General features: G+C 70.8%; 12 protein-coding genes. 7 read left to right on the top strand and 5 right to left on the bottom strand.

Annotated features, from left to right (window positions below):
• The first annotated feature begins 95 nt into the window (after window positions 1-95).
• From IF129_RS14875 to IF129_RS14865, 3 genes are all read left to right on the top strand, one after another.
• The gene (locus tag IF129_RS14875; RefSeq protein WP_191210139.1) at window positions 96-803 is read left to right on the top strand and encodes an RloB family protein; all 708 of its coding nucleotides are present in this window, start codon (window positions 96-98) and stop codon (window positions 801-803) included.
• A 103-nt stretch (window positions 804-906) separates the two neighbouring features.
• Window positions 907-3543, top strand: a complete 2637-nt coding sequence (locus IF129_RS14870) for a type I restriction-modification system subunit M (RefSeq protein ID WP_191210138.1) — start codon at window positions 907-909, stop codon at window positions 3541-3543.
• Window positions 3533-4735 (top strand): restriction endonuclease subunit S, encoded by a 1203-nt coding sequence (locus IF129_RS14865; protein ID WP_191210137.1) that lies wholly within the window; start codon window positions 3533-3535, stop codon window positions 4733-4735. The genes IF129_RS14870 and IF129_RS14865 overlap by 11 nt, the downstream gene beginning before the upstream one ends.
• A gap of 5 nt (window positions 4736-4740) precedes the next feature.
• Here the strand turns inward: IF129_RS14865 and IF129_RS14860 are convergent, their stop codons facing one another.
• Both IF129_RS14860 and IF129_RS14855 read right to left on the bottom strand, forming a co-directional pair.
• A complete protein-coding gene (locus IF129_RS14860) occupies window positions 4741-4947 on the bottom strand; it encodes a DUF397 domain-containing protein (RefSeq protein ID WP_191210136.1) in 207 nt (68 codons plus the stop codon).
• A complete protein-coding gene (locus IF129_RS14855) occupies window positions 4944-5792 on the bottom strand; it encodes a helix-turn-helix domain-containing protein (RefSeq protein WP_191210135.1) in 849 nt (282 codons plus the stop codon). The genes IF129_RS14860 and IF129_RS14855 overlap by 4 nt, the downstream gene beginning before the upstream one ends.
• 315 nt (window positions 5793-6107) lie before the next feature.
• On the opposite strand from IF129_RS14855, the gene IF129_RS14850 reads away from it, so the two are divergent.
• From IF129_RS14850 to IF129_RS14840, 3 genes are all read left to right on the top strand, one after another.
• The gene (locus IF129_RS14850; protein ID WP_191210134.1) at window positions 6108-6599 is read left to right on the top strand and encodes an ATP-binding protein; all 492 of its coding nucleotides are present in this window, start codon (window positions 6108-6110) and stop codon (window positions 6597-6599) included.
• A 137-nt stretch (window positions 6600-6736) separates the two neighbouring features.
• The gene (locus IF129_RS14845) at window positions 6737-10291 is read left to right on the top strand and encodes a type I restriction endonuclease subunit R (RefSeq protein ID WP_318153752.1); all 3555 of its coding nucleotides are present in this window, start codon (window positions 6737-6739) and stop codon (window positions 10289-10291) included.
• A 50-nt stretch (window positions 10292-10341) separates the two neighbouring features.
• Window positions 10342-11085, top strand: coding sequence for a M48 family metallopeptidase (locus tag IF129_RS14840; protein WP_191210132.1), 744 nt, complete (start codon window positions 10342-10344; stop codon window positions 11083-11085).
• 102 nt (window positions 11086-11187) lie between these two features.
• Here the strand turns inward: IF129_RS14840 and IF129_RS14835 are convergent, their stop codons facing one another.
• Window positions 11188-12378, bottom strand: coding sequence for a hypothetical protein (locus IF129_RS14835; protein ID WP_191210131.1), 1191 nt, complete (start codon window positions 12376-12378; stop codon window positions 11188-11190).
• A 331-nt stretch (window positions 12379-12709) separates the two neighbouring features.
• Between IF129_RS14835 and IF129_RS14830 the strand changes: the two genes are divergently transcribed.
• Entirely contained in the window at window positions 12710-16084 is a 3375-nt protein-coding gene (locus tag IF129_RS14830; protein ID WP_191210130.1) for a pyruvate carboxylase, read from the top strand.
• A gap of 63 nt (window positions 16085-16147) precedes the next feature.
• Here IF129_RS14830 and IF129_RS14825 read toward each other — a convergent pair whose 3' ends face one another.
• Window positions 16148-17305 carry an acyl-CoA dehydrogenase family protein gene (locus IF129_RS14825; protein WP_191210129.1) on the bottom strand — a complete coding sequence of 386 codons (1158 nt, stop codon included), beginning with the start codon at window positions 17303-17305 and terminating at the stop codon, window positions 16148-16150.
• 11 nt (window positions 17306-17316) lie between these two features.
• The gene (locus tag IF129_RS14820; protein ID WP_191210128.1) at window positions 17317-25578 is read right to left on the bottom strand and encodes a type I polyketide synthase; all 8262 of its coding nucleotides are present in this window, start codon (window positions 25576-25578) and stop codon (window positions 17317-17319) included.
• Window positions 25579-25629: the final 51 nt, after the last annotated feature.

Genomic DNA, 25629 nt, shown 5'->3' with positions numbered 1-25629 from the left:
GACGTCGTCGGCGTCGCCGGGATCCTGACGCCCCGTCCGCGCCACTGCGCCGGTCACTGCAGTCGTACCCGGACGAGTCCCGGCGGGTGATCTATGTGGCGACCGAGGGCGAGAAAACGGAGCGCGACTACATCGCCCTGCTGAACACCCACTACGGCGAGCGGGAGGGGCAGAAGTTCCGCTTGAAGCACTGCAACGCGGGACGTGGCCTCCGCCCTACGGAGACCGTCGCTCACGTCATCGCCACGGCTGCCGGCCCGGACGACGAGAAGTGGGCCCTCTTCGACCGGGACAGCGAGGACCAGCGCGACGACGACATTCCCGAAGCCATGCGCAACGCCGCCGAAGCAGGTGTGCAGGTAGTGCTGTCCCACCCGTCCTTCGAGCTCTGGCTGCTCCTGCACTTCCAGCCGTTCACCAGCCAGGAGGGCGGACGGAGCGGCACAGTCCTCGACCGCCTCCGCACGCATCGGGACGCAAAGGGCTTCCAGGACTACGACCAGCAGTCGGGCGACCGGGGCAAGGGGCTGGGCGGCCAGCGTGGCGAATCGCTCGTAGGAAGGGAGAGGGCGGCCGTGCGCAACGCCCGCAAGCTCGTCTCCCTGTGTCCGTACGGCGACTGCTCCCCCAAGAACGCCGATTTCACACCGATCCCGGGGCTGCGCCCGGAGACCTCGCAGGTCTGGAGGCTCCGCAGCGGCCACGCGGCCTCCTGCGACCCGCTGAAACGTGATCCGTCCTCGGATGTCTGGCGGTTGCTTGCCACCCTCGGTATCGGCGCGGAGGAACAGCAAAAGGGTTGACCGGCAAGCGCACGAAGCGCCCCAGCCGCAGTTTCCGCCCAGGCAGTGCCTCCGGCTAGGCTGCCGGAGTTCCGCTCTCCGCAGGCATACGAAGGACCGGTGCGTGGCCAGACTCACCTTGCCCCAGCTCGAACGGCATCTGTTCTCGGCCGCAGACATCCTCCGGGGGCGGATGGACGCCTCGGAGTACCGGGACTACATCTTCGGCATGCTCTTCCTGAAGCGCTCCTCGGACGACTTCCAACCCGAATGGGAGCGGGTCTACGCGGCCGCGCTGGACCGCCACGGCAACGACACCGCCGCAGCCCTTGCGCGGGCCAATGACCCGGAGAGCTACCCCCAGGTGTTCTACGTGCCGCCGAGGGCCCGCTGGTGGAAGGGCCCGCACTATGAGGTCCAGCCCGACGGCAGGACCGTCTCGCCGCAGTACCACCCCGGCATCTCGCACCTCACAGAGAAGGTGGGCGAAAGCCTCGACCAAGCGCTGGTCGCCCTGACCAGCAGCAACGACCGGCTGGCGGGGGTCACCTCCCACATCTCCTTCAACGACACCGTCGGCACGAAGTCGCGCTTCTCCAACGCCGAGCTCCGCTCCCTCATCCGGCACTTCAGCCTCTACCGACTGCGTAACGAGGATTTCGAGTTCCCGGACATGCTGGGCGCCGCCTACGAGTACCTGCTCGCCGACTTCGCGGACTCGGCCGGGCAGAAGGGCGGCGAGTTCTACACCCCGCGAGACGTGGTGCGGATGATGGTCCGGCTCGTCGACCCCCAGGCGGGCGACACGGTCTACGACCCGTGTGCCGGTTCCGGCGGCATGCTGATCGCGGCGAAGGAATATGTGGAGGAGCACGGCGGAGACCCGCTACGGCTGTCCGTATCCGGCCAGGACAAGAACGGTCCTTCCTGGTCGATGGCCAGCATGAACATGGTGCTGCACGGCATCCGGGAGTTCGACCTCCAGCACGGTGACACCCTGGCCGAGCCCCTTCATTTGGAGCCCGACGGCAGCAACCGGCTGCGCAGGTTCACCAAGGTCCTGTCGAATCCGCCCTTCTCCCTCAACTACGACAAGGATCTGGTCGAGAAGGCGGACAAGGTTCATGGCATGTCCCGGATGCGCTGGGGCTGGGCGCCCGAGACGGGCAAGAAGGCGGACCTGATGTTCGTCCAGCACATGGTCTCGGTGCTGGAGCAGCGGGGCTCCGCGGCCACCGTCATGCCGCACGGCGTACTGTTCCGGGCCGGCAAGGAACGCGACATTCGCAAGAAGCTGCTGGACGAGGACTGCGTCGAGGCCGTGATCGGCCTCGGCCCGAACCTCTTCTACGGCACCGGAATCCCTGCCTGCATCCTCATTCTCCGGCCGCCGTACCGGAAGCGTGGTGAGAAGGAACGGAACGTCCTCTTCATCAATGCGGACCGAGACTACCGGCCCGCGAGCAACCAGAACGAGCTGGGGCCCGAGCACGTCGAAAAGATCGTGGCGGTGTACCGCGCCTGGCGGCAGGAGCCCGGCTACTCCCGTGTCGTCAGCGTGGACGACCTCCTTGCCGCCGACGGCAACCTCAACATCCGCCGCTGGGTGGACAACTCGCCGCCACCCGAACCGCAGGACGTCACTGCCCACCTCTACGGCGGAGTACCGAAGACCGAGATCGAAGACGCTTCGGTCCGGTTCCAGAACTACGGCATCGACGTCACCGAACTGTTCGCCGCCCGTGAGGACGATGACGGGTACGTCGACTTCTTGTCCGAGGGGCCGGAGACCACGGCGACACGGATTCCAAAGCTGGCCGCCCAGAAGGAACGCATCCTGCGCGACACCTTTCAAGAATGGTGGACCCAGCAGGCCGGGCGCTTCACCGCGCTGAGCAAGGACGGCCGGCTGATGCCGCTGCGGGAGCGGCTGCTCGGCGGCTTCCAGAAGGCGGTGGAAGAGCTGAAGGTCCTGGACCGCTATGCCACGGCCGGAATCGTCGCGGACTGGTGGGTGCACGTCCGATACGACCTCAAGGCCCTCGCGGCCGGTGGCTACGAGCGGGTCCTGGACGGATGGGTCGAAACCGTGGAAACGATGGTGAGCCCTGTGATGCCGGGCTCAGACGACGACGAGGGCGGCCGAAGCCCATCACGTCGAAGGGGACGGGCCAAGACATCCGTGTCCACGGCGGACAAGCGCCGGGCGATGGCCCAGCCGGTCGTACAAGCACTCATCCCGGAGTTCCTGGAGGAACTGGCCAAGGCTGACGCCACCTGGGCCACCGCAGACGCGGCTTACAAGGCCGCCGTAGCCGAACTCGCCGAAGCCACGCCACCGGCGAAATCGGAAGCCGACGACGAGGCGCATACGGAGGCCGAACCGCAGCCCGAGCGCGCGCCCGTGGACCCGAGGGAGATCCTGCGCCTCGAAAAGGCAGTTGCCCAGTGCCGCAAGGAACGCACAGCGGCCTCAAAGCAGCGGTCGGCGCTGGAGGACCGGTTCCTCAAAGACCTCCAGGCAGCGAGCGAGGTGGCGAAGGCGCAGGACAGCGGCCAGCGCGTGGTGCTGGACGTGCTTGGCGAAGCCCTCTCCTCCCGCATGGACGCCGCCGTCGCCACCGGCCGCCGCGAGCTCGTCGCAACCTACCGCCGCTGGGCGGAGAAGTACGAGGTCTCCCTGCAAGCGCTGGAAGCCGAAGGCGCCGACGCGGCGGACGACTTCACCAAGTGGCTCAAGGAGCTCGGCTATGCCCGGTAAATGGCCGACAGGTTGGCGGTCCGTCGCCCTCGGAGACACTGGCACATGGCTATCCGGTGGCACGCCCAGCACCTCTCGTGGTGAATACTGGGGTGGCAACATCCCATGGATTAGCGCAGCAAGCCTAAAGAACTTTCGCGTCAGCAATTCCGACCGCACGGTAACTGAACTGGGCGCGAAGCATGGCACACGACTAGTGGATCGCGGTGCCGTAATTTTTGTCGTACGAGGAATGAGCCTGAAATCCGAACTCCGAGTCGGAGTGACCGAAGAGCGCGTTGCTTTCGGACAAGACTGCAAAGCGATCGTAGTAAATGACGAAATCGACCCTTATTTCCTAGCACACACTCTCCAATCACGATCACATTCCATCCTGGCAATGGTCGAGGAGACCAGCCATGGAACCGGACGCCTAGACACCACGCGCCTGCAGGAACTGCAAATTGGCGTGCCGCCCACACTAGACGAACAGCGCAGAATCGTAGCCGTTCACGCAGCGGCGGAGCGACGGATAGAATCCCTTAAGCGAACTCTCGGAAAACTCACGATCGTAGAATCAGCCACGGTATCTGAAATTTTCTCACAGAGCATGAATTGGCCAACCGCACGGCTTGAAAGGCTCGCAGATGTATCAGCGGGTGTCACACTAGGCTCGGATCCTACAGGCGAGGACACCATCGAGCTGCCCTATCTTCGTGTGGCTAACGTCTTGGACGGAAGAATTGACACTTCCGATGTCAAAAAAATTCGCATCCCCAAGGCACGATTCGAGCGCTTCGCACTCCGCCCTGGGGATCTACTCCTCACTGAAGGCGGGGACCTTGACAAACTTGGCCGGGGCGCCGTTTGGGATGGTCGGCTCAGCCCTTGCCTGCATCAAAACCACATCTTCCGGGTTCGTTGCGGCAACGATATTTCTCCAGAGTTTCTCGCCCTGTACACGGCCTCCGCAGCTGGCCGTGCCTACTTCCAAAGTGTCGGAAGCCAGACAACCAACTTGGCCTCCATCAACTCCACGCAAGTCAAGAGCATGCCAGTGCCATTCCCTGCTCGCTCGGAACAAGAAAGACTGCTTCGTCCGATTGAAATCGCGCGAGCCCGCACAACAGGCGTGCAGGCCCAACTGGCCAAACTACGGAGAGCGCAACGGGGACTAGTTGAGGACCTGCTATGCGGCAACACCCGCACCTGAAGCTCTCACGCTTGGAAACTGGCATCACACACGTGGCCAATAAACGCCGAGAATGCGGCACGACTCACCTTAGTCATCCTCGCCGTAAAAACGCTATCCCGTAGCAATATTTGCCCATCTTCGCCGATAGCCACCTCTACACAGGCATTCCCCGACGCCTCAGAAAAGGATGACTTGAACCACTGCAGTTCAGACAAGGTACTGCCTCTCACAGCTCGTTGATCACGTCACGCATGAAATTTCGCGACTCCTCTTGAGTCAACGCGACCTGCTCGACCAAGTCCAGCCGACGGCGAAAGTTGGCCAGATGCGTGGGCGAGTCGAAGAAGACGGCACCAGTAGGCGAATCCACCTCCGCCGTGTCGAGGTGAGGGTTCTCGGCGGAAGCGTAGAGCACCGTGTCGCCTGCCATCGGGAAGCCTCCGACGGCGAAGGGGATGACAAGCAAACGCACATTGGGACGCTCGCTCTCCTCAAGGAGCCGGAGCAGCTGAGCCTTGGCCACGCGCGGCCCACCGACGCGCATCCGGAGCGCTGCTTCGTGAACCAAGCCGATGTATTGCACCTCGCCACCGACAATCGCGTCCAGCCGCGCCATGCGATGCGCCACTCGCAGCTCGACCTCCAACCGTGGCAAGGCCGGCACGAAGAGGTCGAACAGGGCACGCGCGTGATCCTCGGTCTGGAAGAGACCGGGGATGTGCGCCGTCTGCAACGTGCGCAGGCCTGTGGCGTGGTACTCAAGCTCCGCCACATCCAGGAAGTCCGGAGGGACCTTGCCCCGGTATTCGTCCCACCATCCCTTCGTCCGGCCACCTGTCATGCCCACCAAGGCATCGATCAAGCCTGGGTCGTTGCACTCGTAGATGCTGGCCAGACGACGAAGACGTTCCTCGCTGATCCCGAACCGGCCCGATTCGATGTTGGAGATCATTGTGCGGTCGGCTCCGAGTCGCTGCGCCGCCACAGGGGCGGACATGCCAGCAGCTTCTCGCAGACGACGCAGTTCGCCACCGAACCGTCGTTGACGAATGCTGGGGTACTGGCGCGGCGGCATGGGACGACTCCTTCGGTGGAGAGACAGTCTGCCGATCTGGCCTATCAGAAGCCAACTACGAGTTGGCATCACTCGTTATAGTGAAACAGGTAGCACGGGTTATATGGTCGGGCATAGCCTGTGACCCGTACCACTCACCAACCCACGTCCGGGCGGAAGCGCACCGGCGGCTCAACGCGGCCGCGAAGCAGGGCAGTCGGCAAGGCCACCACTGGGCTTCAGGACTGGTGAGGGGATGTGTAAGCGGCTTTGACCAGCCGTATCGCACTGCGCAGGCACCTTGACCGCCAACCGCCGCACGTTCTTGGAGTGCTGATGCAGCACGTGGATCCAGACGAACCGATCACCGACCCGTGTCCGCTCCCTTTCGGCGAACCCTGGTCGTACGAACTGCACTTCCCGCGCGACCCGCGTGGTCCCGCCATCGCACGGACCACCCTGAAGGCTGTTCTGTCCGCCCACGGACTGCGCGACCTCATCGATCGGGCGGAGCTGCTGACGTCCGAGCTCACGTCCAACGCCGTGCGCTACTCGGAGGGTCCGGCGACGGTCCGGCTTCGGTGGGAACACCCCGTACTGCGGGTCAGCGTCACCGATACCTGTCCTGACCTGCCGGTGAGGCGCCGGGCCGCCCGGCCGGACGCCGAGCGCGGGCGCGGGCTCCTCATCCTCGACTTGTTCGCGGACGCCTGGGGTGGATGCAGCGTCGGCGAAGCGCTCTTCGGCGTCGGAGGAAAAAGTGTCTGGTTCGAGCTGGTCTTCGGGGACGGGCCACCGTTTCCGACGGCCACGGCGCTCGCCGCCTGACCTACACCCCGGCAGTTCCTCACCCCCGCTCCGCGCGCACGCGATGGCCATGGCTGTCCACTGACAGGGATAGGCTTGCCCCTACCCCTCGGCAGGGGCACACGTGCGTACGACGACGGGCGGGGTGGGGACAGCCGGTGACGGATCAGCCGGAGTACAGCCGGGTCGAGCGACCGCTGATCGACCAGCTGGTCAGCATGGGGTGGCAGCATCGGCAGGGAGCACTGCCCGGCAAACCCGCCACCGACTGCGCGTCGTCCGACCGGGCGTCTTTCACGGAGGCCCTGTACGCCGACCGGTTCCAGCGTGCGGTCTCCCGGATCAATCTCCGCCCGGACGGCACGCCGTGGCTGTCCGAGGAGCAACTGGACTGGCTTCTTAAGCTCGTCCTCGGCACCGCGCCTGGCCAGGGCCCGGAGGGCAAGGGGGTGGCCGGGAACATCCAGGTGACTCGGCTGCTGCGCGAAGGGGTCAACGCACGGAGGCTCCCCGGATGGCAGGAGACCGACCCGGCGCACGTGCGCCTCGTGGACTGGGACGGCGAGTGCGCTCCGGGTAACGACTACCTGGCCGTCTCTCAGTTCCGAGTGGAACGGCCTGGAGCCGGGGCCGTCATCCCCGACCTGGTGCTGTTCGTCAACGGACTTCCGTGGGCCGTCATCGAGTGCAAGGCGCCGGTCACCAGTTGCAGCCGTGACCGCAGGTTCCCTGTCGACCAGGCGGTCGGGCAGGTCATCGGCTACGCCGGCGTCGACGCGCCGTCCGCCGTGACTGAGTTCACTCGATTCGCCCAGTTGCTGATCGCCACAGACGGCGTGCACGCGGAGCTGGGCACCGTCACCGCCGAAGCTCGGCACTTCGCTCCGTGGCGCACGGTGGAACCAAGCAGCGAAGAACAGGTGCGGGAGGAGACGGGAACCCCTCCGCGCGGGCAGCTCTCGGCGCAGCAGGTACTCGTGGCCGGTGTGCTGCGCCCCGCACATCTCCTCACCCTGATCCGTGACTTCACTACGGAGACCGGCCAGGGGCCGCGCACGATCAAGGCCGTCGGCAGGTACCAGCAGTTCCGTGCCGTCCATCGGCTGACCGCCCGGCTCCGGTCTCGGCGCCGAGCAGTCGAGGCCGGCCAGGACGTGGATCAGCGCGGTGGCGTGGTGTGGCACACGCAGGGCTCGGGGAAGAGCCTGACCATGGCGTTCCTCGTCCGCCATCTGCGTAGCACCAAGGACTTGCGGGGTCACAAGGTCGTCGTAGTGACGGACCGGAAGGACCTCGAGAAGCAGATCAAGGAGAGCCTGGCAGCCGCCGACGAGAAGATCCATCGCTCCCGCTCAGTCGTGCAGGCCAGGTCGTTCCTCTCCGTTGACGTTCCCGACGTCTCGCTCGTGATGCTCCAGAAGGCACAGCGGGACGACTCCGCCTGGGACGGGCGGGAAGAGAAGCTCGCGGAGTCTCCCGACGGCGAGGACCACGTCCACAACAAGGTCGCCAATGCCGGGCACGACATCGTCGTCCTGGTCGACGAAGCCCACCGAGGGCACATGCAGTGGCAGCACGCGCGCCTGCGCGCCATGCTGCCGAACGCCGTGCTGGTCGGCTTCACCGGCACGCCCATCCTCAGCAGGGCGAGGAAGAGCACCGAGGACATCTTCGGTGCCTTTGCCGACACCTACACCCTGCGGGACGCCGAGGCAGACGGCGCGGTCGTGCCCGTGCGCTACGAGGCGCACAGCGTGCAGCTGGAGGTGATCGAGAAGGCTTTCCTGGACGCCGAGTTCGATGTCGAGATCCCCGCTGACCCGGAACGCCGTGACAAGGTGCTCCGCGAGTTCGCGCGCCGGAAGGAGATCCTCGAGGCTCCTTCGGTGATCGCCGCGAAGGCGGACCACATGCTGCGGCACTGGGCACGAACCGCACTGCCGGAGCGCTTCGGGGCGCAGGTCGTCGCCGTCTCCCGGCTCGCGGCGGTCCGCTACCAGGAAGCCCTGCTGTCCGCCCGCGATCGGCTACTCAGCGAGTTGGACGGTCTCGACCCCGACCTCGCACACGACCCGCACGGGTACGAGGAGGCCTCCGCGGAGGAGCGCGAACTGCTCGACCTGCTACCGAGCCGGGAGCTGCTGGCCTCCATCAAGGCGGCGGTCGTGATCTCCAAAGCGGGCTGGAACAGCAGACAACGGGATCCCGCGACGTGGCATCTCTGGACGAACAAGACCCATCAGGAAGCGCACATCGCCCGCTTTCAGAAAGGCCTGGGGGATCCGCGCGCCGCAGCGCTTGACCCTTCCTGGCATGCGACGACGCACGGGGCAGCAGGCTCGGCGCTCGGCCAGCCGTGCTCCTCCGGAGATCCGTGGGACGGGTACGGGGCCGTTGACGTCTCCGCGAAGGACGACACGCGGGACGAAGCTCCGATTGCCTTTCTCGTCGTCCAGTCCATGCTGTTGACCGGCTTCGATGCCCCGGTCGAGCAGGTCCTGTACCTGGACTGCCCGCTCTGCGGCGTCGGCCTACTCCAGGCCATCGCGCGCACCAACCGCCCGTACTTCTCCAAGGAGTGGGGCCAGGTGGTCGACTACGTAGGGATCGGCCCGGAGCTATCGCGCTCCCTGGCCGAATACGACGAAGCCCATCTGCGGGCCGTCTACGGGTACGAGCACTACTCCTTCGACCACCTGGACCCCGCCTTCCAGGGGGACCAGCCGGTCCGGGACATCATGTGGCTGGAAACCGATGCCGCAACCGACGCACAGCTCAGGAGCCTGCACGAGCAGATCACCCGGTTCCTCACAAGCCAGGGCCTGAGTTCCCTCGCGGACGCCGCACAACGCGAGGACCTGCTGGCCGCGCTGGCGGACCCGCTGCTCCTCGGAGAGTTCGACGAACTCGTGCGGGACTTCCTCACCGCTCTCAACGCGGTTCTCCCCCGACCCCGCGCGCTCGACTTCGAGAGGGACGCCCGCTTCCTCGGTGAGGTGCAGTACCTCGCCCGCCAGCGTTACCTCGACGGCCAGGATGACTTCAGCCCCCGACGCTACGGGGCGAAGATCCGGCAGCTCATCTCCCGGCACCTCCAGGTCAGCGACATCCAGCAGCGCATCCCGCCCGTGAACCTCACCGCACCCGACTTCATGGAGAGGGTGGCATCCAACAACGACGTGCGCGCCCGTACGTCCTACATGCGCAGCAGGCTCGACCTGCACATCACTGCTCGACTGCGCTCGGACCCGGTGCGCTACCAGCGCTTCAGCGACCGGCTCGCCGAGATCATCCGGCGGATGGAGGAGGACTTCGACGCCGCTGCCGCAGCCCTGGTGAGCCTGGTGAGCGACGTCCAGGCGGCGGAGGCGGACGACGCGACGACCGGCGGGCTGGAACGGTGGACGGAACAGCCGGTGTACGAAGTCCTGCGCGAGGCGCTGGAGACGTCGGGGGATCGCGGGACAGCCGGCATCGACCTCATACAGGCCTCCCGCGACCTCACGGTGCACCTCGCCACGAAGGTGAGCTCTCCGGACTTCGTCACGCTCACAGACACGCAAATCCGGGTCCGCAGAGAGGTTCGCGCGTATCTGGAGTCGCGGCTCCATTTGGACTGGGTCGCCACCGGCCCCGTGTCCAGCAGCCTTGTTGACCTGGCCTTGGACCAGCATGCCGAGTTTCTGCGCTACGGGCGCGGCGTGGCGACCTGACGCACCCGGCCCTCAGCCGTGACCGCCCCGCACAGTGGTAGGAATGCCGGGTGAGCACCACCGCCGTCGACTGTCAGCAGGCCATCGCAGCGCTCCCGGTTCCAGCGGACTGGAACTGGGAAGTGGTCGTTCGGCCAAGGCGCCGGTCGCTGGGCATCAACGTCACGGCCAACGGCGGCGTCGTGTTCGCTGTTCCGCCGGACGCCGACCCGCATGCGGTGGCCAGCGCCGTCCGGGCCAGGATGCCGCGTCTGGCCGAGCAGGTCCGGCGCCGGGGCTCAACGTCCGGAGAGCCGGTCAAGGAACTGGTAGGAGGCACCGGGTTCGCCTATCTCGGACGCCGTCACCGCCTGAAGCTTGTGCCAAGGTCGTCCGGCCGGCAGGTCAGGTTGCATCTCGGTTGGCTCGAGCTTCCCGAACCCGACACGGCGGGCGAAGGAGGCGACGCCCTCGCGGCCTGGTACACCGCCAGAGGAACACGCTGGCTGGCGGCCCGGGCTCCCTCGATGGCCGGCGTACTGGGCGTCGCACCGACATCAGTCGCCGCTCGGGACCTGGGACGCCACTGGGGAGCCTGTGCATCATCCGGTTCCGTGACCGTTCACTGGGCGGTGATGCAGCTTCCTTCTCTGCTGGTGGACCTTGTCCTCGCACACGAGCTGTGTCACCTCACCGTTTCCGGTCACGGCACCGCGTTCCAGAAGGAACTGCGTCGTGTTCTGCCCGACGCGCACGATCGGGAGCGACGCTTCGCTTCCGAAGAACCGCGACTCTGGCGGGGTTCCGTCTGCTGACCGACACGTCTGAGCACCGGCTTTGCCCTGTCCCGTGATCCCCCGGTGCCTGCGCCAGGTCCCCCAGCGACAGCGGCACGTCTAACGCGTCCTCCCGCCAAGTCAGCCCTTCGGCAGGACGCGCAGTGGGCCGCAGCCCAGCCGCAGGCCCTCGGCGCGGACATAGGCCGGGAACAGCTCGCGGGCCAATGCGGCGTCGAAGTAGTCATCCAGCTGTGCGACGAATGTGACCTCGCCGTCCGGACACTCGGCCTGGAAGACACCCAGGTCGCCGACGAACGATCCGACGCCGTCGCCCTCCAGAGCCTCGGCCCCGACGCGACCGACCGACCTCTTGTAGACCATGGCCATCGCGGGGTCCTCGATGGTGATCAACCGCAGTCGTTCCAGTCTCCCCAGGCCCAGTTCGCAGACCGGCCCGACCCCCTCCGACGCTGGGCTGAGGAGCTGGTCGTATCCGATGTCGTCCTCAGCCTGTCGCCGCATGGCCTCGGGGGCGCGCAGGCCCTCCAGCCCGCACAGGTCGTCCTCAGGGGCCGACTCAAGCCAGGTGAGCGGCGGGAGCTTCCCCGGGGGCGGGAGTCTGTCCTCACAGCCGAAGCGGTCCATGACGCCGTTCGCGAGTTCGACGACGCCCCTGGCCAGGACGGCTCGGTCCTCCTCCGCGTCGTCCGCTCTGCTGATGTGGAGGTCGCCCCACGACACGTCCACGACCGTCGGAGGATCGTAGTTACCGGTGAGTCGGCACGACGCGGGAAGCGCGACCCAGGCGCGGCCCGGTGACACCATGCCGGTGAGCCCGTCGCCAAGCGGGGTCATGAGGCCGTTGAGGAACTCCGCGGGCCACTCCCTGCGGTCCAGCCCGTACAGGCTGTCGAGATCCCGCACGGAGGCGGTCATGGTCCAGCCGTCGCCGTCCGGGCGCATGGCGCGGCACGTGGCGAGGACTCTGCCGCTGCTTATCCCTTCCGTCCGGAGCGGTAGTTCGTCCGCCCGGAAGTCGTCGCCCACCAGGTCGGCGACGGTCCCACGGGACAGGGCGTCCCAGCACACCGGGTCCTCGCGCCAGGGGAGCGTCAGGGCGTCCGTCTTCCAGGCGACCAGGCTTCCGGCGAGGAGGGCACCGGCCAGTGAGCCCGCGAGGGCCGCGCCCGGCCTGCCTCGCAGCCAGCGGCGCAAACGACCGCCGCGCCGTCCGGGCGCGGGCGGTCCCACGTCGGGTGCCTCCGCCTCGGGCTCGTTTTCGGGCCCGACTTCGGGCTCCGGTATCGGTGACGACGTCTCGTCCGGCATTCTGTTCTCCCCCCATGGCCGCCGGCGTGGGCGGCTGCCGCGTTTCCCCCGGGCGGCGTGATGATAGCGGCCGGGTGGGGGGCTCCGGCCGGGGGCTCACGGGGGAGTGGGGGGTGACGTGAGCGGTTCAACACGCGTGTGACCTCCACGGCGCACCGTGTGACGTGATGGACTCGGCTCGGGTTCGACGACGCACCCAGCGCGGGCCGTGCTGCGCGGGCGGCGGCGGGGTATGCGTGGTCGGGGCACGTGCGACACGTGAACGGAACCCTGCCGTCCCGCCCGCACGCGAGCCCTCATGCCTTCACCCGATCGAAGGGACCGATGAGCCATGTTCCGCAAGGTGCTGGTCGCCAACCGCGGCGAGATCGCCATCCGCGCGTTCCGCGCCGGCTACGAACTCGGGGCGGGGACCGTCGCCGTGTTCCCGCACGAGGACCGCAACTCGCTGCACCGGCTCAAGGCCGACGAGGCCTACGAGATCGGGGAGCCCGGCCATCCGGTACGGGCCTACCTGTCGGTCGAGGAGATCGTGCGCGCCGCGCGGGAGGCGGGGGCCGACGCCGTCTACCCGGGGTACGGCTTCCTGTCGGAGAACCCCGACCTGGCGCGGGCGTGCGCGGCGGCCGGGATCACCTTCGTCGGGCCGGACGCGGAGACGCTGGAGCTGACCGGCAACAAGGCGCGGGCGGTGGCCGCCGCGCGGGCGGCGGGCGTTCCCGTCCTCGGCTCCTCGGAGCCCTCGACCGACGTGGACGAGCTGGTGCGGGCGGCCGACGAACTGGGCTTCCCGGTGTTCGTCAAGGCCGTGGCGGGCGGTGGCGGGCGCGGCATGCGGCGCGTCGAGGACCCGGCTGCGCTGCGGGACTCGATCCGGGCCGCCTCCCGGGAGGCGGAGTCCGCCTTCGGCGATCCGACGGTGTTCCTGGAGAAGGCCGTCGTCGAGCCCCGGCACATCGAGGTGCAGATCCTCGCCGACGGCGAGGGCAACGTCATCCACCTCTTCGAGCGCGACTGCTCGCTCCAGCGCCGCCACCAGAAGGTCATCGAGCTGGCCCCGGCCCCGAACCTCAGCCCCGAGCTGCGGGAGCGGATCTGCACCGACGCGGTGAACTTCGCCCGGGAGATCGGGTACCGCAACGCGGGCACGGTGGAGTTCCTGCTCGACCGCGACGGCAACCACGTCTTCATCGAGATGAACCCGCGCATCCAGGTCGAGCACACGGTGACCGAGGAGGTCACCGACGTCGACCTCGTCCAGTCGCAGCTGCGCATCGCGGCCGGGCAGACGCTCGCCGACCTCGGCCTCTCGCAGGACGGCGTGTACCTGCGGGGCGCCGCGCTCCAGTGCCGCATCACCACCGAGGACCCGGCCAACGGCTTCCGCCCCGACACCGGCAAGATCAGCGCCTACCGCTCCCCCGGCGGCTCCGGCATCCGCCTGGACGGCGGCACCGCCCACGCGGGCACCGAGATCAGCGCGCACTTCGACTCGATGCTGGTCAAGCTGACCTGCCGGGGGCGCGACTTCCGGACCGCCGTCGGCCGCGCCCGGCGCGCGGTGGCCGAGTTCCGCATCCGGGGTGTGCAGACGAACATCCCCTTCCTCCAGGCCGTCCTGGACGACCCGGACTTCCAGGCCGGTCGGGTGACCACCTCGTTCATCGAGCAGCGCCCGCACCTGGTGACCGCCCGGCACTCCGCCGACCGGGGGACGAAGCTGCTGACATACCTCGCCGACGTCACGGTCAACAAGCCGCACGGGGAGCGTCCGCAGGTCATCGACCCCGTGAGCAAGCTGCCCGCGCTGCCCGCCGGTGCGCCGCCCGCCGGTTCCAAGCAGAAGCTCACCGAGCTCGGCCCGGAGGGCTTCGCCCGCTGGCTGCGCGAGTCGCCGACGCTGGGCGTCACCGACACCACCTTCCGCGACGCCCACCAGTCGCTGCTCGCCACCCGGGTGCGGACGAAGGACCTGCTGGCCGTCGCGCCCGCCGTCGCGCACACCACGCCGGAGCTGCTGTCGCTGGAGTGCTGGGGCGGCGCGACGTACGACGTGGCCCTGCGCTTCCTCGCCGAGGACCCGTGGGAGCGGCTCGCCCAGCTGCGCGAGGCCGTCCCGAACATCTGCCTCCAGATGCTGCTGCGCGGCCGCAACACCGTCGGCTACACCCCCTACCCGACGGACGTGACGCACGCGTTCGTCCAGGAGGCCACGGCCACCGGCATCGACGTCTTCCGCATCTTCGACGCGCTCAACGACGTCGGCCAGATGCGGCCCGCCATCGAGGCGGTGCGGGAGACCGGCTCGGCCGTCGCCGAGGTGGCCCTGTGCTACACCTCCGACCTGTCCGACCCGGGTGAGAAGCTCTACACGCTCGACTACTACCTGCGGCTGGCCGAGCAGATCGTGGAGGCGGGGGCGCACGTCCTGGCCGTCAAGGACATGGCGGGGCTGCTGCGCGCGCCGGCGGCCGAGAAGCTGGTCTCCGCGCTGCGCCGCGAGTTCGACCTGCCGGTGCACCTGCACACCCACGACACCGCCGGCGGCCAGCTCGCCACCTACCTCGCGGCCGTCCGGGCCGGGGCGGACGCCGTGGACGGCGCCGTCGCCTCCATGGCGGGGACGACCTCGCAGCCGTCGCTGTCGGCCCTCGTGGCCGCCACCGACCACAGCGAGCGGCCCACCGGCCTCAGCCTCCAGGCCGTCGGCGACCTGGAGCCGTACTGGGAAAGCGTGCGGAAGATCTACGCGCCCTTCGAGGCGGGCCTGGCCTCCCCGACCGGCCGCGTCTACCACCACGAGATCCCCGGCGGGCAGCTGTCCAACCTGCGCACGCAGGCCATCGCCCTCGGGCTCGGCGACCGGTTCGAGGAGATCGAGTCGATGTACGCCGCCGCCGACCGCATCCTCGGCCACCTGGTGAAGGTGACGCCGTCCTCCAAGGTCGTCGGCGACCTGGCCCTGCACCTCGTCGGAGCGGGGGTCTCCCCCGCCGACTTCGAGGCCGAGCCGCACACGTTCGACATCCCGGACTCCGTCATCGGCTTCCTGCGCGGCGAGCTGGGCAACCCGCCCGGCGGCTGGCCCGAGCCGTTCCGCAGCAAGGCGCTCCAGGGCCGCGCGGAGCCGAAGCCGGTGCGGGAACTGTCCGACGAGGACCGGGAGATGCTGGAGAAGGACCGCCGCGCGGCGCTCAACCGGCTGCTCTTCCCCGGCCCGACCAAGGAGTTCACGACCCACCGCGAGGCGTACGGGGACACCAGCGTTCTCGCCAGCAAGGACTTCTTCTACGGCCTGCGGCCCGGCCACGAGTACGCCGTCGACCTGGAGCCGGGCGTGCGGCTGCTCATCGAGCTGGAGGCCATCGGCGAGGCGGACGAGCGCGGCCTGCGCACGGTGATGTCCACGCTGAACGGGCAGATCCGGCCCATCCAGGTGCGGGACCGGTCCGTCGCCTCGGACGTCCCGGCCACGGAGAAGGCCGACAAGTCCAACCCGGGGCACGTCGCCGCGCCGTTCGCCGGTGTCGTGACCCTCGTCGCCGCCGAGGGCGACAGCGTCGAGGCGGGCGCGACGCTCGCCACGATCGAGGCCATGAAGATGGAGGCGGCCATCACCGCCCCCAAGGCGGGCACGGTCGGGCGGATCGCCGTCAACGCGATCCAGCAGGTGGAGGCCGGCGACCTGCTGGTCGAGCTGGCCTAGGCCCGTGTCCCCGGTCCGGGGTGGCGGCCGTGGGCGGCCACCCCGGAACGTGCGGGCCCTCCGCTACGAGCGGCGCGGCACGGGGATGACGTAGCGGCTGAACAGCAGGTCGCGCAGGACGTCGTCGCCGCCCTCGACGATCGAGACGTAGCGCACGTCGCGCACGAGCTTGCCCACCGGGTGCTCGTCGGTGTAGCCGAGTCCGCCGAACATCTCGGAGCCGACGGAGGCCACGTCCCAGGCCGCCTGGCCGCAGAACATCTTCGCCGTCAGGGCGGTCTTGAGCGTGCCCTGCCGGGCGAAGACGGCCGCCGCGTTCGGCTCCGCCATGGCGGCGTCGTAGTCCCGGGCGGCGCGCAGGCAGTGGCCCTTCATGACGTCGATCCACATCTCCATCTGGCCGAGTTTCTGCGCGAAGACCGGGCTCTGGAGGAGGGTGCCGTCGCGGAACGGCTTGCTCTTGGCGTAGGTCATGCAGTGGTCGCGGATGCGCCGGGCGATGCCGACGGCGGTCGTCGCGATGAGGATGCGGCTCGCGTTGAGGCCGATCTCCAGCAGCCGCAGCCCCGATCCCTCCAGTTGGTTCGTCTTCGGCACCCGGCAGCCGTCCAGCCGCACCTGGTAGGTGTGGGAGGCGCGCAGGCCGATGACGTCCCACCGCTTGACGATCTCCACCCCCGGGGTGTCCCGGGGCACCAGGATCGCGTGGTGCTCCTCGGGGTTGTCGGCCGCCTGGGCGACGACGACGAGGAAGTCGGCGAAGTCGGTGTTGGTGGAGAAGTACTTGTCGCCGGTGATGACGAGGTCGTCGCCCTCGCGGGAGACGACCGTCTCCATCTTGTTGAGCTCGCTGCCGGCGTTGCGCTCGCTGCCGAGCGTCGCGCAGAAGGTGCCGCCCTCGGCCATGGGCCGCAGGTAGCGGGCCTTGAGCTCCTCCGAGCCGTAGAGCTGCACCATGCTGGTGCCCAGGACGGAGATGAACAGGGTGAACGCCACCCCGGCGTCGCCGTAGGCGATCTCGTTGACGATCTCGACGCCGTCCTCCAGGCCCAGACCGCGCCCGCCGTACTCCTCGGGCAGCCACCAGTTGGCCAGGCCGGTCTCGCGGAACGCCTCGTACACCTGGTGGGGCTTGTCGGTCAGGGCGTCCAGGTGCTCGGTGTCGCCGCTCAGTTGGTCCTTGACGAACCGGCGGACGGTCTTGAGGTCCTCTGTCTTCATCGTCCTTGTCCTCACTCGGCGAACACTCGTTCGATCAGGTCGTCGACGTCCATGGTGTCGAACTCCTCGTCCGCGGCGTCCTCGGCGTCGGCGGCGTTCTCGGCGTCCCGCTCCTCAGCCGCGTCCCGGGTGAACAGCAGGTCCCACAGGCGTTCGGCCAGGGCCGCCGGGGTCGGGTAGTTGAAGATGACCGTCGCCGGGATCTGGATGCCGGTGTCCTGCTTGACCTGGTTGCGGAACTCCACACCGCTCAGGGAGTCGAAGCCGATCTCCTGGAACGACATGTCGGCGTCGATGTCGTCGGCGTCCGGATAGCCCAGCACCTCCGCCGCGGTGGACAGCAGCAGGCTCCGCAGCTCGTCGACCTGCTCCTCCCGCGACAGCCCGGCCAGCCGCGCCAGCACCGGGGGCTCGGCGACCTCCTCGGCGGGCGCCGGGCGCGGGGCGACCATGTCCCGCAGCAGCACGGGGACGGTGTCCCGCTGCCGCAGCGCCTCCCGGTCCAGGGCGACGGGGACGACCGTGGCCGGTTCGCGGGTGAGGGCGGCGTCGAACAGGGCCGTCCCCCGCGCGGCGGACAGCGGGACCATGCCGCCCCGCCGGAAGCGGCTCAGGTCCGCCTCGGAGAGCGTGCCCGCCATGCCCAGCTCCCACGGGCCCCAGGCCAGCGAGAGCGCGGGCCACCCCTCGGCCCTGCGGCCGGCCGCGACGGCGTCCAGGAACGCGTTGGCGGCGGCGTAGCCGGCCTGCCCGGCGTTGCCGAGCGTGCCGACGACCGAGGAGTACAGGACGAAGGCGGTCAGCCCCAGGTCCCGCGTCAGTTCGTGCAGGTGCCAGGCGGCGTCCGCCTTGGGGGCGAACACCCGGTCGAGCTGCTGCGGCGTCATGGTCTCCGCCACGGCGTCGTCCAGCACGCCCGCGAGGTGGACGACGGCGGTCAGCGGTGCCGTCTGCGGGACGCGCGCCAACTGCTCGGCCAGCGCCTCGCGGTCGGAGACGTCACAGGCGGCCTGGGTGACGACGGCGCCCAGCGCGGTCAGTTCCTCGGCCAGGTCGGCGGCTCCGGGGGCGTCCGGTCCGCGTCGGCTGAGCAGCAGGAGGTGGCGCACCCCGTGCTCGGTGACGAGGTGCCGGGCGGCCAACGCGCCCAGCGCACCGCCGGCGCCGGTGACGAGCACCGTGCCGTCGGCGCCCCACGGCGAACGCGCGGGCTGCGGGGACCGCGCGGGCGCGGCGACCAGGCGCGGCACGCGGACGACGCCGCCCCGGAGGGCGAGTTGTGGCTCGGCGGAGACGTCGAGGGTCTCCAGCGCGCGCAGGGACTCCGCCGTCCCGTCCGTGTCGACGAGCGCGAACCGGCCCGGGTGCTCGGCGAGCACCGCGCGGACCAGGCCCCACACCGCCGCTCCGGCGGGGTCGGGCGTCTCGTCGGCGGTGACGGCCACGGCCCGCCGGGTGGCGATCACCAGTGGCCCGCTCTGCGGGGTCCGTGCGCGCAGTCGGTCCTGCACCCGGGCGAGGACCTCCTGGGCGCACCGCCGTGCCGCCGCCGGGACGTCCCGGCCCGCGTCCGGCTCGACGTGCAGGAACTCCGCGCCCGCCGGGGCGCGTCCGGCACCGGCCGCGTCGGGCCGTGCCGTCCACTCCACGGTGTAGAGGTCGTCGGCGGCGGTGGCGCCGGTGAGCTGTTCGACGGAGGCCGGCATGAGCGCCAGGGAGTCGACGGTCAGCACCGGCCGCCCGTCCGCTCCGGTGATCCGCAGCGCCACCTCCTGCGGGCCCTTCCGGGTGATCCGCACGCGGAGTTCGGCATCGGCCGGCCCGTACCGGGTGACCCCCGACCAGGCGTAGGGCAGCAGGGTCACGCCCCCGGTGTCCGAGCCGTCCCCGGTGCCCGAGCCGTCCCCGGTGCCCGGGAGCAGCGACAGCAGCGGGTGCAGCGCGGCGTCGAAGGCGGCGGGGTGCAGCCCGAAGCCGCCGGTGGCGTGCGGGACGCCGGCGGGGAGCCGGATCTCGCCGTAGACCTCCTCCTCGCCGCGCCACAGGGCCGTCAGCCCCCGGAACGCCGCGCCGTAGCCGTAGCCGCGCTCGGCCAGCTCCGGGTAGAAGCGCTCCGGGGCGATCGGGGCGGCGCCCTCGGGCGGCCACACCGACGCCGTGTCGGCGTGCGGGGACGCGGCGGCGGAGAGGTGGCCGGTGGCGTGCCGGGTCCAGGAGCCGGGCGGGGCGCAGGCCGCCCGCGAGTAGATGCCGATCTCGCGCCGCCCGGACTCCTCCGGTGCGCCGAGGACGATCTGGAGCAGCACCTCCTCCTCGTCCAGGATCAGGGGTGCTTGCAGGGTGAGTTCCTCGACGCCCCACCCGTCGGCGTCGCCGCCTTCGGCGGCCAGGGCGTGGAGCGCCATCTCGACGAAGGCGGCGCCGGGGAAGACCGCGCTGCCGAAGACGACGTGGTCGGCCAGCCACGGGTCGTCGGCCAGGGAGACCCGGCCCGTGACGACGCGTTGGCCCCCGACCGCGAGGTCGGTGGAGGCGAGGAGGAACGGGTGCTCGACGGCGGTGAGCCCCGCGCCGGCGACCTCGGCCCCGGCGCTCGGGCGCTCCGCCCAGTACCGCTGGCGGTCGAAGGCGTAGGTGGGCAGTTCGGCGTGGCCCCCGGTGACGCCCAGGGCCCCGAGGTAGGCGCCCCAGTCGACGGGCACGCCCTCGACGTGCAGCCGGGCCAGCGCCTCGGCCGTCGCGCGGGCCTCGGAGCGGTCCTTGCGCACGAGCGGGACCGCCCGCACCCGGGGCGCGGTCTCGGCGAGGGTCTCCTGCGCCATGGCGGACAGCACCCCGTCGGGGCCGACCTCGACCAGGATTCCGGCACCGGCCGCGACGGCGGCGCGGACGCCGTCGGCGAAGCGCACGGCCTCCCGCACGTGCCGCACCCAGTACGCGGGCTGCTCCAGCGCGCCGTCCTCGGCGACGGCACCGGTGACGTTCGAGACGACCGCCAGGCGCGGCGCCCCGTAGGAGACCGTGCGCGCCACCTCCTCGAACTCCGCCAGCATCGGTTCCATCAACGGCGAGTGGAAGGCGTGCGAGACCCGCAGCCGGGTCGTCTTGCGGCCCTGGTCGGCGAAGACGGCCTCCACCTCGGCGACGGCGTCCGCCTGCCCGGAGATCACGGTGGCCAGCGGCCCGTTGACGGCGGCGACCGACACCGCGTCCTCCAGGCCCGCGAGTTGCTCGCGCACCTCGTCCTCCGGGGCCTGGAGGGCGACCATCGCCCCGCCGCGCGGCAGCGCCTGCATCAGCCGGCCCCGCGCGGCGACCAGCCGGGCCGCGTCGGCGAGTGAGAACACCCCGGCCACGTGGGCGGCGGCCAGTTCGCCGATCGAGTGCCCCACGAGCACCGAGGGGACGACGCCGAGCGACTCCAGCAGCCGGTACGCGGCCACCTCGAAGGCGAAGAGCGCGGGCTGGGTCATGCCCGTCTCGTCCAGCAGGCGCGCCGCCTCGGTGTCCTCGGCGGCCGCCACCACGTCGTCGATCCGGTGCTCCAGCAGCGGATCGAGTGCGGCGCGGACCTCCTGCCACGCCTTGGCGAACGCGGGGAAGGCGGTGACGAGTTCGGTGCTCATGCCGAGGCGCTGGCTGCCCTGCCCGGAGAACAGCACTCCGACGGGGAGCACGCCGGAGGCGGTGCCGCCGGTGACCACGCCGGTGGTCCGCTCGCCCCGGGCCAGGGCCGCCAGCCCGGACAGCAGCTCCGCGCGTCCGGAGCCGAGGACGACGGCCCGGGTGTCGAAGTGGGTCCGCCGGGTGGCCAGGCTCAGGGCGAGGGCGGAGACGGGGGGCGCGGGCTCGGCGGCCACCGCGTCCAGGAGCCGCTCGGCCTGGCCGGTCAGCGCCCCGGCGCCGCGCGCGGACAGCAGCCACGGCACGACTCCGGCCGGCTCGGGCTCGTCGGCGACCGGCGCGGGCACGGGGTCGCCCTGCTCGATGATCACGTGGGCGTTGGTGCCGCTGATGCCGAACGAGGAGACGCCGGCGCGCCGGGGGCGGCCGGCGTCCGGCCAGGGCCGTTCCTCGGTGAGGAGTTCGACCGCGCCGGAGGACCAGTCGATGTGGCGGGACGGCTCGTCGGCGTGCAGCGTGCGCGGCAGCAGACCGTGGCGCATCCCCATGATCATCTTGATGACGCCGGCGGCGCCCGCGGCGGCCTGGGTGTGCCCGATGTTGGACTTCACCGATCCCAGCCACAGCGGCGTCTCGCGCTCCCGGCCGTAGGTCGCCAGCAGCGCCTGGGCCTCGATGGGGTCGCCCAGGGTGGTGCCGGTGCCGTGCGCCTCCACGGCGTCCACCTCGGCCGGGGACAGCCCGGCGGCGTCCAGCGCCCGCCGGATCACCCGCTGCTGCGCGGGGCCGTTGGGGGCGGTGAGGCCGTTGCTCTCGCCGTCCTGGTTGATCGCGCTGCCCCGCAGCACGGCCAGCACGCGGTGGCCGTTGCGCCGGGCGTCCGAGAGGCGCTCCAGCACCAGCACGCCCACGCCCTCGGACCAGCCGGTGCCGTCGGCGGCGTCGGAGAACGCCTTGCAGCGGCCGTCGGGGGCCAGCCCGCCCTGCCGGTCGAACTCCACGAACATGCCCGGCGTCGACATCACCGTGACGCCGCCCGCCAGCGCCAGGGAGCAGTCCCCCGCGCGCAGCGACTGGGCGGCCAGGTGCATCGCCACCAGGGACGAGGAGCAGGCGGTGTCCACGGACACCGCCGGGCCTTCCAGGCCCAGGGCGTAGGCGACGCGTCCGGAGACGACGCTGGTGGCGCTGCCGGTCAGGGCGTGGCCGCCGAGGTCGCCGGGCACGTCGTCGAGCTGCGGCAGGTAGTCCTGGGCCATGGCGCCCATGAAGACGCCCGTGCGGCTGCGGCGCAGGGCGGCGGGATCCTGGCCGGAGGACTCCAGCGCCTCCCAGACGGTCTCCAGCACCAGCCGCTGCTGCGGGTCCATCGCCAGCGCCTCGCGGGGGCTGATGCGGAAGAACGCCGCGTCGAAGTCCCCGGCGCCGTCCAGGAATCCGCCCTTGCGGGGGAAGTCCGCACGGGGGTCGAGCCGCCAGCCCCGGTCCTCGGGGAATCCGGAGATCGCGTCCGTGCCCCCGGAGACCAGACGCCACAGGTCCTCGGGCGAGGAGACGCCGCCGGGCAGCCGGCAGCCCATGCCGACGATCGCCACCGGGTCGTCGGCCGCCGCTCGCTCGCCGGCCTCCCCGGTCCCGTGGTCGTTCTGCGGGCCGGAGAGCCGCTCGCGCAGCCGCCGCACGAGCGCGGTGGGCGTGGGGTGGTCGAAGAGGAGCGAGGCCGGCAGGTGCAGGCCGGTGGCGCGCGCCAGGCGGTCCCGCAGCTCGACGGCGGTGACCGAGTCGAAGCCCTGCTCCTTGAACGTGGCGTCCGCCTCCACGGCGGCGGGGTCGCCGAGCCCCAGCACGGCGGCCGCCTGCGCGCGGACCAGCGCCCACAGCTCCGGTTCGCCCGGAGCGGCGGGGCCGTCCTCGGCGGAACGGGCCGGGTCGGCGGCGGGCACCGGGGCGGTGGCGGCGCCGGAGCCGCCCGGGGAGGGCAGGCCCTGCGGCAGCGTGCCGTCGCCGGTGACCCAGTGGGGCTGCCGCTGGAACGCGTAGGTGGGCAGGTCCACGCGGCGGGCGCCCGGGAAGAGGGGGAGCCAGTCCACGGCGAGCCCCTGGGCGTACAGCTCGGCCATGGACCGCAGCAGCCGCCCCGGCTCGTCCTCCCGCCGCCGCAGCGTGCCCTGGACCACCGCGTCCTCGACGGTGTCCGAGATGGCCATCGTCAGCACCGGGTGCGGGCTGACCTCGACGAACACGCCGTGTCCCGCCCCCGCCAGCACCTCGACGGTCTCCGCGAAGCGCACCTCCTGGCGGAGGTTGCGGTACCAGTACTCGGCGTCCAGGTCCGCCACGTCGATCCGGCCGCCGGTGACCGTGGAGTAGAACGCGACGCCGGTGTCGGTCGTCGCGATGCCCTCGGCGGCCCGCAGCACCTCGTCCCGGATGGCCTCGACCTGGGCGGAGTGGGAGGCGTAGTCGACGGGGATGACCTTGGCCCGGACGTCCCGTGCCTGGCAGTCGGCGACGAGGGCGTGCACCGCCTCCTCGGTGCCCGAGACGACGACGGCGTTCGGGCCGTTGACGGCGGCCACCGACACCCGCTCCCGGTCCACCTCGGCGGCGGGCATGGCCAGCGAGGCCAGCGTGCCCTTGCCGGAGAGACCCGCGTTGATGGCGAGGCTGCGCCCGACCGACAGCCGCAGCCCGTCGGCCGTCGAGATGATCCCGGCGGCGCAGGCGGCGGCGATCTCGCCCTGGGAGTGGCCGACGACGGCGTCGGGCACCAGGCCCGCCGCGCGCCACGTCTCGGCCAGGGACACCATGACGGCGAACAGGGCGGGCTGGACGACGTCGACGCGCTCCAGGGCCGTCTCGTCGTCCAGGACCTCGCGCAGCGACCAGTCCACCAGGCCGTCGAGCAGCCGCTCGCACTCGGCCATCCGGGCGGCGAAGACCGGGGAGGAGTCCCACAGGCCGCGGGCCATGCCGGCCCACTGCGAGCCCTGGCCGGGGAAGACCCACACCACGCCGGAGGGGGCCGCCGCCGTGCCCTCGACGACGTGCGCCGCGGGCTCGCCGGTGGCCAGCGCGGACAGGCCGGTGAGCAGCTCGTCGCGGTCGGCGGCGAGGACGACGCCCCGGTGCCGCAGCGCCGAACGGGTCGTCACCGTGGAGAGGCCGACGTCCGACGGGCGCAGCTCCGCGTCGTCCGCGACCCGCTCCCGCAGCCGCTCGGCCTGCGCGCGCAGGGCGGCCGGGGAGCGGCCGGAGACGACCACCGGGACCGGGCCGTCGGGACGCGCGGCGGGTTCCGGCGTCGGAAGGGGGTTCGGCGCGGCGGCACCGGGAGCGCCTCCGGGAGCGATGCCGGGAGCGCTTCCGACAACGAGGTGGCAGTTGGTGCCGCCGACGCCGAACGAACTGACCCCGGCCACCCGGTCCTCGCCCGTCCACGCCCGGGTGGCGGTGTTGACGCGCAGGTTCCAGGTGTCCATGGGGATGTCGGGGTGCGGCTCCCGGTGGTTGAGGGTGGCCGGGAGCAGGCCGTGCTTCATCGACAGCCCGACCTTGATCAGCCCCACCACGCCGGAGGCGCCGTCGAGGTGGCCGATGTTCGTCTTCACCGAGCCGACCAGCAGGGCGTCCTCGGGCCGGCGGGAGGCGCCGAGGACGGCACCGAGGGCCCCGGCCTCCACCGGGTCGCCGGCGCGGGTGCCGGTGCCGTGCAGCTCGACGTATCCGACCCGCTCCGGCGCCACCCCCGCCCGGGTGTGCGCCGCGCGCAGCAGGGCCTGCTGGGCGCGGCCGTCGGGGACGGTCAGGGCCTCGCCGTCGCCGTCGTGGTTGACCGCGCCGCCCAGCACCACGCAGTAGACGGGGTCTCCGTCGGCGACGGCGTCCTCCAGGCGCTTGAGGACGACGACGCCCGCACCCTCGCCGCGCACGAAGCCGTTGGCCCGTGCGTCGAAGGTGTAGCTGCGCCCGTCCGGGGACAGGGCGCCGGCCCGGGCCAGGGCGAGGGTGCTGTCCGGCACCAGGTTCAGGTGGACGCCCCCGGCCAGCGCCAGCTCGGAGGCACCGGAAAGGAGGCTCTGGCAGGCGAGGTGGACGGCGACGAGGGAGGAGGACTGCGCGGTGTCCACCGTCAGGCTCGGCCCGTGGAAGCCGAGCTGGTGGGAGATCCGGTTGGCGATCAGGCCCCGGCTCAGCCCCGCGAGGGAGTGGTGGGAGAGCGCGTCCAGTCCGTGCCGGGGGACGAGGGAGGCGTAGTCGTCCCCGGTGGCGCCGAGGTAGATCGCGGTGGAGGTGCCCCGCAGGGAGTCCGGTGCCGTGCGGGCGTCCTCCAGGGCCTCCCAGCTCAGCTCCAGTGCCATGCGCTGGCGCGGGTCCATGGCGGCGGCCTCGCGCGGGGATATGCCGAAGAAGGCGGCGTCGAAGTCGGCCACCCGTTCGACGAAGCCTCCCCGGCGGTACGGCGCGAGGTCGTCGACGTCGTACCACCGGTCGGCGGGCGCCTCGGTGATGGCGTCCACACCGTCGTGCAGCAGCTTCCAGTAGGCCCGGAGGTGGTCCGCCCCCGGAACCCGGCACGACATGCCGACGACGGCGACGGCCTGCCCGACAAAGTCGCCGGTTCGCCGTTCGACCTGGTTCACGTGCATCAGTTCAGACCTCTCCCAGCCAAGGAAGCTCAAGGGTTGTCACGGAGCCGG

Origin of the sequence: Streptomyces chumphonensis (assembly GCF_014779715.1) — a bacterium.
GTDB lineage: Bacteria > Actinomycetota > Actinomycetes > Streptomycetales > Streptomycetaceae > Streptomyces > Streptomyces chumphonensis.
The sequence above is the reverse complement of the archived record's forward strand: the minus strand, read 5'-3'. Positions and strand labels throughout refer to the sequence as shown.